Source organism: Arthrobacter sp. 05T47 (assembly GCF_056395825.1).
Genome location: NZ_JBFTKG010000062.1, coordinates 1 through 10,238, shown reverse-complemented (window position 1 = coordinate 10,238; position 10,238 = coordinate 1). Strand labels below are relative to the sequence as shown.

The 10,238-nt window shown below is 65.0% G+C and carries 11 protein-coding genes; 2 read left to right on the top strand and 9 right to left on the bottom strand.

The window, feature by feature from the left end:
• The 8 genes from AC1DEY_RS22035 to AC1DEY_RS22000 all read right to left on the bottom strand — a co-directional run.
• Window positions 1–222: alpha/beta fold hydrolase (locus tag AC1DEY_RS22035; protein ID WP_476869850.1), on the bottom strand; the 222-nt coding region annotated here is incomplete at its 3' end.
• 294 nt (window positions 223–516) lie between these two features.
• Window positions 517–1,215 carry a response regulator gene (locus AC1DEY_RS22030; RefSeq protein ID WP_476869849.1) on the bottom strand — a complete coding sequence of 233 codons (699 nt, stop codon included), beginning with the start codon at window positions 1,213–1,215 and terminating at the stop codon, window positions 517–519.
• On the bottom strand, window positions 1,203–2,390 hold the full coding sequence (locus AC1DEY_RS22025; RefSeq protein WP_476869851.1) for a sensor histidine kinase: 1,188 nt from the start codon (window positions 2,388–2,390) through the stop codon (window positions 1,203–1,205). The genes AC1DEY_RS22030 and AC1DEY_RS22025 overlap by 13 nt, the downstream gene beginning before the upstream one ends.
• Window positions 2,391–2,569: 179 nt before the next feature.
• On the bottom strand, window positions 2,570–2,956 hold the full coding sequence (locus AC1DEY_RS22020) for a hypothetical protein (protein ID WP_476869848.1): 387 nt from the start codon (window positions 2,954–2,956) through the stop codon (window positions 2,570–2,572).
• Window positions 2,947–3,423: a hypothetical protein gene (locus AC1DEY_RS22015; RefSeq protein WP_476869847.1), complete on the bottom strand. Its 477-nt coding sequence runs from the start codon at window positions 3,421–3,423 to the stop codon at window positions 2,947–2,949. The genes AC1DEY_RS22020 and AC1DEY_RS22015 overlap by 10 nt, the downstream gene beginning before the upstream one ends.
• 36 nt (window positions 3,424–3,459) lie before the next feature.
• On the bottom strand, window positions 3,460–4,680 hold the full coding sequence (locus tag AC1DEY_RS22010; RefSeq protein ID WP_476869846.1) for a DJ-1/PfpI family protein: 1,221 nt from the start codon (window positions 4,678–4,680) through the stop codon (window positions 3,460–3,462).
• A 521-nt stretch (window positions 4,681–5,201) separates the two neighbouring features.
• Window positions 5,202–5,966, bottom strand: a complete 765-nt coding sequence (locus AC1DEY_RS22005) for an SDR family oxidoreductase (RefSeq protein ID WP_476869845.1) — start codon at window positions 5,964–5,966, stop codon at window positions 5,202–5,204.
• Between the two features lie 773 nt (window positions 5,967–6,739).
• Complete coding sequence (locus AC1DEY_RS22000) at window positions 6,740–7,930, bottom strand: CAP domain-containing protein (RefSeq protein ID WP_476869844.1); 1,191 nt, start codon at window positions 7,928–7,930, stop codon at window positions 6,740–6,742.
• A 139-nt stretch (window positions 7,931–8,069) separates the two neighbouring features.
• Here AC1DEY_RS22000 and AC1DEY_RS21995 point away from each other — a divergent pair, with 139 nt between their 5' ends.
• Window positions 8,070–8,573, top strand: coding sequence for a hypothetical protein (locus AC1DEY_RS21995; RefSeq protein WP_476869843.1), 504 nt, complete (start codon window positions 8,070–8,072; stop codon window positions 8,571–8,573).
• A gap of 322 nt (window positions 8,574–8,895) precedes the next feature.
• On the opposite strand, the gene AC1DEY_RS21990 is transcribed toward AC1DEY_RS21995, so the two are convergent.
• Window positions 8,896–9,528 carry a GNAT family N-acetyltransferase gene (locus AC1DEY_RS21990; RefSeq protein ID WP_476869842.1) on the bottom strand — a complete coding sequence of 211 codons (633 nt, stop codon included), beginning with the start codon at window positions 9,526–9,528 and terminating at the stop codon, window positions 8,896–8,898.
• A 251-nt stretch (window positions 9,529–9,779) separates the two neighbouring features.
• Between AC1DEY_RS21990 and AC1DEY_RS21985 the strand changes: the two genes are divergently transcribed.
• Window positions 9,780–10,238 (top strand): ATP-binding cassette domain-containing protein (locus AC1DEY_RS21985; protein WP_476869841.1); only part of this gene is annotated, 459 nt, incomplete at its 3' end.

The window sequence follows — 10,238 nt, the reverse complement described above, 5'->3', positions numbered from 1 at the left end:
AAGGTCGTTCGCCTCGACAAGGCTGGTGATCTGATCGATGTGCGACAGCAACCCCACCTCCGGGGTCGCTTCGCCCGCGCGTTCTCCGACACCGGTGAGCGTCGGCGCGTAAACCTCATGCCCGGCAGCTTCCAGCAGAGGGACGACTCGCGACCAGCACCAGGCCCCGACGAATGAACCATGCACCAGCACATAGGTCCTTGATGTGTTCATGGATTTCATTGTGCTCTCCTGTTCAGGTAGTGGGAATGGGTGAAGAGATACCGGGTGTGGACAGCCCTGCAGCCCTCGGGGAGCAGCCAACCCGCGCAGGTGTACATTCGCGCGTTAAGTTACAGCCTGCGTCTCCGAGTGCATGCTGAGCCGCTAGGCAAGGGGATTGGAGCAGAGTCTGTTGATTGCGCGGGTTCGGTCGCAGACCAAGTCTGTGCGGCGTGAGATGAGTAGTCGCAGGTCGGTGCTGATTTGTCCGCCGGGAAACGTTCTGCGGGACGGTGTCTTGAGGTCATTGGATACTCAGCCCGGCCGGCGGTGGCCGGTCACGCCGTGTTCGTAAGCGAAGATGACGGCGTGCACACGGTCGCGCAGCCCGAGCTTCATCAGGATGCGGCCCACATGGGTTTTCACTGTTGATTCGGCCACGACCAGTCGTTCACCGATCTCGGTGTTGGTAAGTCCGCCGGCGATGGCCGAGAGGATTTCCCGTTCCCTGGGTGTCAGGGCCGCGAGGGCTTCGTCACCCCCGGAGAAGGGACCGGAGGGAAGCCTTTGGCTGAAGAGTTCCAGCATCCGGCGGCTGACCCTGGAGGAGATGGCGGCGTCTCCTCCGGCGACGGCTTTGATGGACGCGAGCAGCTCGGGTGGTCCGACGTCTTTGAGCAGGAAACCGCTGGCACCGGCCCGGAGCGCCGCGAAGGCGTACTCGTCGAGATCGAAGGTGGTGAGGACAATGACCCGCGACTGCGGGCAGTTCTCGGCGATTAGCTCGGTCGCGGCGATGCCGTCCATGCCCGGCATCCGCACATCCATCAGCACCACGTCCGGCGCCAGGGTACGACACATGTCGAGTCCGGTCCTGCCGTCAGCGGCTTCGCCAACGACGTCGACCGCGGGGTGGGCATCGAGTACCATCCGGAATCCCGTTCGGACAAGCGTTTGGTCATCAACGAGCAGCACCCGGATCGGGCGCTCGGACGGGATGGTTACCGGTTCCACGGGGATACCTCCCGCGGCGGGAACTGGGCGTTCACGGACCATCCACCGCTGGCCAGAGGACCCGCCTGTATCGTGCCGCCATACAGTGCGACGCGCTCACGCATGCCCACGATGCCCCGCCCGGGATGGTCTGTAGAAAGTTCTTGGTGTTGGCCGTCGTCGGTTACCGACGCAATGATCGCTTGCGGGCTGAACTGCAGAACAATCGTGACCGTTGTTGCTGCTCTTGCGTACTTCAGCGCGTTGGTGAGCCCTTCCTGGATGACCCGGTATATCGCCAGCTGGATCCCTGGGTCGGCCGGTGGAGCACCGGCAGATTGCAGGACCACCGGAAGGCCGGTGGAACGGAAGAGCGCCACCAGCGCCTGGATGTCCTCCACCTGTGGCGCGGGCGCTACTACTCCGGGTGAGTCAACGTTTTTACGTGCGTTGAGAACTCCGAGCATCCGGCGCATGTCTGCCACCGCTGTCCGGCCGGTCTCGGCGACCTGGCGCATGGCGTCTACGGCGCGGGCAGGATCAGTGGGGGCGATCTCTGCAGAACCGTGGGCCAGGGAAATCATCACTGCCAACCCGTGCGAGACGATGTCGTGCATCTCCCGGGCGATCGCGTTGCGCTCGGCCGCGGCGGCGATGCTGGCCAGGTGCTCCCGTTCTCGCGTCAGCCGGTCGGCACGGTCCACGAGGGCGGCTACGTAGTCTCGGCGCGAGCGGACGTTCAAGCCGATCAGTGCCGCGATCACGAGCACGGCAATTGCCTGGCCGGCCTGGCCCGGGTCGACCATCGACCCGGGGAGGAGGACCGCGGCGAGAAGCAGGATGCTGCTGGTTCCCAGCAGGGCAAAGACGGCATGCCGGGCCGACCTGTAGACGGCGACGGCGTACAGCGCCATGGCTGTCGCCACCGCTGCGAAGCTCTCCGGAACCGAGAACGTGATGAACATGATGCCGGCCGTTGCAGCCAACGACAACATCGGAGCGCGCCGGCGGAAGAGCAACGCAGCGCCGGAAGCCACCACCGCGAGCAACAAGAGAACGGACTCCGGGCCTTTGGTCTCGTGAACGCTAGCGGTTGCCGCCAGGGCCGGCGCTGCGTACAAGGCAGCGACCATCAGGTCTGTGATACGCGGACCGGGGCGCCACCCCCGTCGCCGATGCGGTTTTTCCGGCGACATCGGTGCCGTCAGGACCGCTTCCGGCAACGCCGCCAGGCGCTGAGCGTCTCCCGTCTTGGTCATGCTCCGGCCGCTACCTTTGTGGGGTTCATAAGAGTCCTTCGGTGTTCATATGGGTAGATGCCGGGTATCGCTCGGGCTGAGGCAGGCGTGGCCCGTCCTGCGGCCCGTGTCGAAGATCAGTGGAGTGCCAGGACCAGGTAAAGAAAGGCGAGGGCAGCCGCGACAGGAGTCATGACGAGGCGTTCGGGCCTGCTGCGGGAGATCCCGTTCATCACGACGCCGAGCGCGAAGTATGCAGTCATCACCCAGATGGTGATGGAGGTAAAAGATTCGTTGACCAAGAGCGGGACAACGGCGGCTTTGGCCAGTGCGGCGTAGGCGAAAAAAGCGTACACGCCGATGGAAACGGCGCTCCCGATCCTGAGGTTGCTCGGCAGGACACGGTGTTTTCCGCCCCAGGCCATCCTCCCGAACGGGGCCCCGGCAATAAGCGCGCTCTGGAAGATCGTCAGGCCGGTCAGAAGCGCGCAGGCGAGTGTTGCGGAAAGCTGATTTAGCGGCATTGCAAACCACTCTCTTGTCCGGTGCCGGGCAATCTATGCTCCCGCTTATGCTGAGCATATTCGCGAAAGCGCAGAAGCATGGCGACCGCCATCAGCGGGAGCACTGTTCCGTGGCTGAGAGACATCATTGTCCCGGCAGTCATAGTCCCCAGAAGGTAGGGGCCCATGGTGAGGGCTGCGGGAAGAAGCATGGCTGCCGACATCTCTCCGATCGCCCGCCAGCTGTGACGCTGATGGCGCATGTACAGGACCATCGGAACGCTCATGTTGAGCGCCATGATGATGTTCGAGAGTACGGGCAGCCGGCTCCACGGGTCGTCGACTCCGGCAACGGTCGCTCCCAGGTCGTAGACGGGGTCCAGCACGAACATTCCCGCGTACATCAGCGCGACCATCACAGCGAAGTGCTTGGCAAAGTAGAAGTATGTCGGCCGGAACTTCGGGACGGCATGGTCGGTCCGATCCATGGAATCGGGTGGGTGCGGGCGGAAATCCGAGAGATGTCACGAGTCATTCATCTGCCCCTCTGCCCGACGCCGGACGACGATTCCATGGATCGCCGGCAGGGCACCGGCGAGAATTGCGAGCAGCAGGCCGAGCACGATCAGGACCGGAACGCGGAGATAGGTTCCACTGTCCGGAAGGTTCAGATGCGCCGTGGGATAGTCGATCATTTTGGCTGCCGACAGGGCGGTGGCACGGTCGGTATGCCGCGCAAAATACTCCAGGGCCCCGTCGAAGCCGAGCACGCCGCCAGCGCCGGCAAGGGCCTCGATGGGCACGTTGCGCGATGCGGCCCAGTCCCTCAACTGCGGGTCAATGTCCTGGCCCCGAGCCGCGCCGGGGGCGATGACCCTGTCCACCGGAGGCGCCTGCGTTTCCGGGGCGGTCAGGAGGACCATCCCGTGCTTGGTGGTGACCGTCTCCGTGTCGGCGACAGCCACGGCGCGGGCTGCGAAGGACATGTTGTAAACCTCGAAGGCGCTGGCGACGTCTATCTCGCCAACCCCGTTGACCAGCCCGACGCCGATGGTCGGCCGGAACCACGGGACGAGGGCGTTGAGTCCGACGGGAACGTCCGAGACGGCGAAGGACTGGACGGGTATCGATGCTGACGCGGCAATGGACCAATCCGGGTAGTTCATAAGCCGGCCGACTCGTTCGGCTTCGCCGGCGCCGGCCAGGTCTTCCATGACTTTCAACGCGCCCGGGATGCCGGAGGTAACGCCGGCTGTGGTGGTGATCATGCCGTCCTGAACGTAGCGCAGACCTCCCGTCCATTGGACCTCGGGATGGCTCTTCTTCAGGGAAATCAGACGTGACCAGTGGCTTGTGGCCGTGCGGCCGGTCAAGAGGCCGGCTCCGGCCAGGACGTTCGATCCGTTACAGACGCCCAGGACGCGGGCCCCGCGACCTGATTGGTCCACGATCCAGTCCCGCATGGCGGTTTCCTCCGGCCCCTCCGGGGTGCCGACGGCCGGGACAACGACGACGTCCGGCTGGCGGGCCTTGCCCGATCGAACGTCGTCGAACGTGTAGGTGGGCACTATGGCCGGACCCCCGTCAACGGGGGCAGGGGAGGACTGCGCTGCGATTGTGTAGACGGAGAAATTCGGGGAGCTGGCAAACACCTCGTAGGGAGCCAGAACGTCACTCCCTACGGTGCCGGACGAACCCAGAACGACGGCGACAGCGATTTTGCCGGAGGAAGAGGGCCTGTTCACCGGGAGGTTATGCGGGTCCTGCGCTGGCGGCGCGATATGGCTTTCGGCATCAGCCACCTCTGCGCCGGCGAAAGCCAGCGCAGCCACAACGAGCAGCGACAATCCCGCCGGGAGAGCGGCGTGAAAAAGACGTCTTGAGCGGGAAGCCATGAGCGGTCTCGATTCCGTGTGAATTTGCGGGCTGTCACCGTGTGTGCACCCTGCGTTGCTCTTCACGCTACGGATTGCCCGCTTCCCGTACGTCGGCCCAGGGGACACTCCCCAAGACGTGCAACCGGTACCTGGGTACTACAGGGTCGCCACCAACCGGCGCCCCTACGGCTGCCAACCGCAGCCCTGGTAAGAGGACTGGATAGGCCCAAAACACGATTCCCGGACGCTTACCGCGCGAGCGCTGGTAAGAATGTAGTCTCGGCGCCGGCAGCCTTCGCCTCCGTGACCGCGGTCCTCGCCGCGATGGTCGCCTTCGAGCGAGTGCACTTCGCCGATCCACGGCAGCGGTAGCACAGCGAATCGTCGGCTCAGAAGCGTCCGCGGACGGCTTCGAGTTCGGCGACGACTCCGGCCGGTTCGTGGTCGAGTGGCATGTTGTCGCGGTCAAGGACGGCATCGAGCGCAGCCGCCCGGTCCGTTTGCAAGTTGCCGAACAGCGGGTTCAGGTCGGTCTGCGCTGGCCCGGTCTCTGCGACGAGCTCCAGCGTCTTGTGGTCGGCAGCATCCGAAGTGAGCGACGTGACGAGGACTTGGGCGATTTGGGCGCGGGAGACCACACCATCAGAGGGATCGCTTGCCCACCGCGTGTCGCCTTGCAGCATAATGAGCCGGTGTTGGCGGGCATCGTTGTAGTCGAACCAGCCGGGACGGACGATCGTGTACGGCAGACCGCTGGCCCGGACGAGCCGTTCACCGCGGCGCTTCCAGTCGTGACCGGGCGTGTGCTTCGTGACCCCGATCGCGGTCATCAGGGCGATGCGTGCCGGAGCTGCCAGGACGCTCAGGACGTTGCGCACGGCGCCGTAGTCCACCGCTTCGGCTTCCTTCGCGCCGCCGGGGCTGCYGTGGGCGAAGACGATGCCGGTGACACCCTGGATGACGCCCCGGAGGGTTTCGGCGTCCGTGAGGTCGCCAACGACGATCTCGGCGCCGTCGGGAATCCGGTCCGTCCGGGATTCGGCACGTACCAGGGCTCTGGTCTCAAAGCCCGCCTCGAGTGCCTGAGTGACGGCGAGCTGTCCAATGCTGCCGCTGGCGCCGACGACGAGCACCGTGGACATTTCTTCAGTCATGTTCGTTCCTTTCCTTAGTTGTTGCTGGCTGCTTGATCCCGGATCGTCGTGTTGGCGCCGCTGAACGTGAATCAGCCGGGTCCCCTCGGTCCGCCGCGTCATCGGGCACCGGCGCCGGGAGCGCTCGCCCCAGTAGGTTGGCTGCCGCGAAGTCCGTGCGACGATCCCGCACTCACATAGGCGCCGGTCACGGCATTCGCGCCGGCGGCATGCCCGCGATGCCGACCTGCAACGCCGCATCGACTTCCGGCACCATTGCTGTCCCCATGAGCGAGCTGCACTACTACGTGGACATCCTTCGAAACGAAGGGCCCGTGTACTTTTCGCTCGACTCGGAAAGGCCAGCATCCAATTTCCTGTCCGCCGSCCCCGAACCAACGGGCGACGGCGAAGGACCGTAGAAACCGCCCAATTCGTGCGGGCCCTCWTTGTTTCCACTTGGAGGCTTAGTCGTGCGTGGGCGGGAGGATATGGCGGACGTTTTTCTCGCTTGTACGCGACCGGGTCRCCGAAGGCCACGAAGCCACCGAACGGGCTGTTGGCCATCGTGGCCTGGATGGTCTCGCCGTCGTCCTCGGTGATTTTCGTCCAGAGGGCCTCACCGTGGGTTGCGACCTTGGCGAAGGAGCTCGGCAGGAATCGCTCGGGCCAGTCGGCGGGGTCCTCCCGGTCATGATCTCGAAGTCTTCAGGGGACACTACTGGTTGTTTGCTCATAGACCTCATGTGTGCGGAGCGGGTGCTGACGGTTCCCGTTGGCGTTGCAGTCGCGTGTCAGAACCGGAATGACCAGGCGGCCGTGCCGGTGAACCGGTACGCGGACGAGGCGGCCTTCGCGGTGAAGYTCACCGTCTTGCCGTTGGCGGCCTTGTAGGTCCCGGCCGGGACCGGCTTCCCGTCGACGAAGTAGCCGACTCCCGCCTTCGCCGGGATGSTGTACCGGTTGGTGGTGCTGTTCATRGCCGGCTTTGCCGCGGTCACGGCCTTGCGGAAGTCGAGGCTCCAGCTCGAGGTGCCGGTCAGGATGCTGCCGGGGGCCGCMTTGGCCGTGATGGTGATCCTGGTGCTCCGGGAGTAGGTGCCGGGCGGCTTCACGGCGCCGTTGACGAGGTATGTGACATTGCCCGTKGCCGGGATCGTGTAGGTGCCCTTGGCCTGGTTGAATTTGGGGGCGRCGGGGGTCACGGCCAGGGACGAGAGGTCATAGGACCACGTCTTCAGGGTACGGCCGGCCGCTGTTTTGACGCCGATGGCAACCATGATGCTGCGGAACGGGTAAGTGCCGGCGGCCCTCACCGCCCCATCAACGAGGTAGATGACCCCGGTCTTGGCCGGGATCGTGTAGGTCAACTTTTCCCAGTCGACCGTYGGGTCGGGGGCCGYGATGCCGGGGCTGGTCGGGAGTGCGGATCGGCCGTCGAAGTAGTCGCGCGGGCTGTTGTACGACCCAGCCGGGACGGCGCCGGCCGGGTAGCCGAAGTGGTTCGCGGTTGCGTAGGTGCCCTTGGCGCTGATGCCGATGCCCATGAAGGTGGCGTCTGGCTGYGACATGTTCGCGTTGTGTCCGGGCGAACTGATCCATCCGTTGACGAGGTCCTGGCCGCGGTAATAGCCGAGGGCGATGTTTTCGGATGCCGAGAAGTATCCGGCCGGCGCACCGGTCGTGTAGTCGCTGTTGTGGTCAAAGCGTCCTGTCGCTGCCATCCTGTTGCTCCACTTTTGCGAGATGGTGGCGATTTTGACGTTGAACTTCAGGGCCTTCAGGTGTTTGGTTGCCCGAAACCTGTTGATCGCGTCGAAGGTATCGATGATCATCTGGCGCTTACTTGCCGGGAAGAGATCCAGGGATTCCGCGGACGCGGACTTGGCGGCGACCGGCGCGGGCGCCGCGGACGCTCCGCAGATCGGGCCGGCCACGAGTGCAGCCGTGAGCAGTGTTGCCCCCAGCGTTATGCTGATTTTCAATTGTCCCCCAAAGAAGTTGCCGGCGCGGAGATTTCTGCGTCCAGGATGGATCCTACGTTCCCGCAGGTCAGACCGTGAACTGCACATCCGCAGGCTGACTGCCCACTGGTACGCTGGCGCTCAATACGACGGGGGCGGCATGGTATCTAGGGACAACCTGAACGAGCGGCTCGCCGCCGCGCGGAACGAGGACGCAATGCGCCAGCAGGCCATTGACCTCTCCATCGCTGCGTCCCATATGGCCCTCGACCGACTCGTGACCGCTATCCAGGACTCCGTCGCTTTCCTCGCAGCCCATGAGGTCCCCACGCTTCCGCTGGTCGCCGAAAGCTACCCATCCACGTTGTGGGCCGGCTTCCGGAAGGCCGAGGACCAGGTCGGAACCGGCTGGCCCGTCGGAGGCGCCTATGGGATTGCGGTCGCCGCCGACGGCAAGCTGTGGCAGACCGAACGGGTCGTCACCGACGGGCGAGAAACCAGGCAGTGGGCGGCCTTCGACTTCGGCAGCATCCGTGAGACTCACGCGGCAGCAGTACGTGACGACGCCAATGCGCGGCATGATCCTGGTGTTCCCGGCCGTGACGTGGGAGCCTGTCCACGGCTTCCTGGGCGACCCCGACGCTGCCATCCAGCTTCACCCTGATCCGCAGGACCCGTTCTGTTTCGATCTCGAAGACCTTTTGGCCGGTGRTGCKGTGCGCCTCGTCCGGGAGCACACRGCAGGGCAGGCTGCCGCTGAATGAASGCATRRAGAAACCGGACCGGCATAGGCCGACCCGGTGTTCTCGTTTCGTGGGCGAGGTCTTAGCTCCACMGCGTGCGCAGAAAGCCCCATAACAGGCAGGATTTAKAAGCCCGGTGCAATCTTCGATCCGTGAGTCCCGGYCCAGTGTGAAGGCCGGACGGTGACGTAARCGAACGCTCTAAAACCTCATGTGTGCGGAGCCGGGAAGCTCTCTCACCGGTCAGGCAGCGAGCAGCCCGCCGTGTCCGAGCCCGGCCAGGGCTTGMAGGGACCGTTCACGGACTGCCGGCCATTCCTCGGTCAGCAGGGACAGGATGACAATGTCCCGCCAGGTGCCGTCGACACGCCGGGAGGACCGCCGACCGGTGCCCTCCRCCGTGAAACCGAACCGGTTCAGGGAGGTAAGGGAGCAGTGGTTGCGKGGGTCCACGTCGCACTCGATGCGTCCGGCACCCCGGGAGAACAACCAGCCCAGCAACGCGGTCTTGACCTCGTGGTTGGCGTGCATACCCMAGAATGCCGGGCTGATGACGGTCCGGCCGATCTTGACCCGTTCGGTGCGGGCGTGGGATTCGGTGCCGCCTGTCGTGTCGACGAACAGCGGGCCGCGGGGAAGGCCGGTGTAGTCGATGGCCAAGATCCGCAGGCCCTCGTGCCGACGGCGGACCAAGGCGACCAGCTCATCGTGGTTCCCGGGCCRGTGGTCGCYGTCGCCGAACCCCTGGGCCCAGATGGCGTCGTTGGCCAGGATGGCCGCCAGCGGTTCGACATGGGCGTCCGTGAACGGGCTGAGGATGAATCGGCCGGTGGCCGTGGGGAGTGTTGGCAGGGTGTGGGGGAGTCGCAGTGTCATGTCGGCCTGTCGGCCTCTCGGCCTCTCGGTCGTGCGGGATCGCTGCTGAGAGCCGGCCGGCTGGCCGTTCCGACCGGTTGTGTGCGGTCGAAGACCAAATCGTCGTCCCCGCTGAAGATTTTCAGGTAAACGGCGCATGAATTCCTGCCTGACCTGCACCTACKCATGAATAATGGCGGTGGGGGCGGTGAGTTTGTGGGCTGATCCTCATGCATTGACGGACAGACAYTCGCCGAGAAGAAAGCTGGACCATGATYGAGGCATACGGTCTAACGAAGACATACGGGAAGCGGACCGCCGTGGACGGCGTGACGTTCACCGTCCAGCCCGGGCAGGTCACCGGCTTCCTGGGCCCGAACGGCGCCGGCAAGTCCACCACCATGCGGCTGATCCTGGGCCTGGACCGGCCAACCTCAGGCCGGGTGCTCGTCAACGGCCGCCCGTACGCCGAGCACGCGGCCCCGTTGAAAGAGGTCGGCGCACTCCTGGACGCCAAGGCTCTCCACCCGGCCCGCAGCGCCGTCAAGCACCTGTCCGTCCTGGCCGCCACGCACGGCATCCGGCGCAGCCGGGTCGATGAGGTCATGGCGATGACTGGAATCACCGATACCGCCCGGAAGCGCGTCAAGGGCTTCTCCCTCGGCATGGGCCAACGGCTCGGTATCGCCGCTGCTCTGCTGGGCGACCCTAGAACCGTGATCTTCGACGAG

Excerpts from the sequence above, each read along its gene's own strand:
- AC1DEY_RS21995 (WP_476869843.1), top strand. The coding sequence starts at position 8,070 with ATGGTATCTAGGGACAACCTGAACGAGCGGCTCGCCGCCGCGCGGAAC.
- AC1DEY_RS22015 (WP_476869847.1), bottom strand. The coding sequence starts at position 3,423 with ATGGATCGGACCGACCATGCCGTCCCGAAGTTCCGGCCGACATACTTC.
- AC1DEY_RS22025 (WP_476869851.1), bottom strand. The coding sequence starts at position 2,390 with ATGTCGCCGGAAAAACCGCATCGGCGACGGGGGTGGCGCCCCGGTCCG.
- AC1DEY_RS22020 (WP_476869848.1), bottom strand. The coding sequence starts at position 2,956 with ATGCCGCTAAATCAGCTTTCCGCAACACTCGCCTGCGCGCTTCTGACC.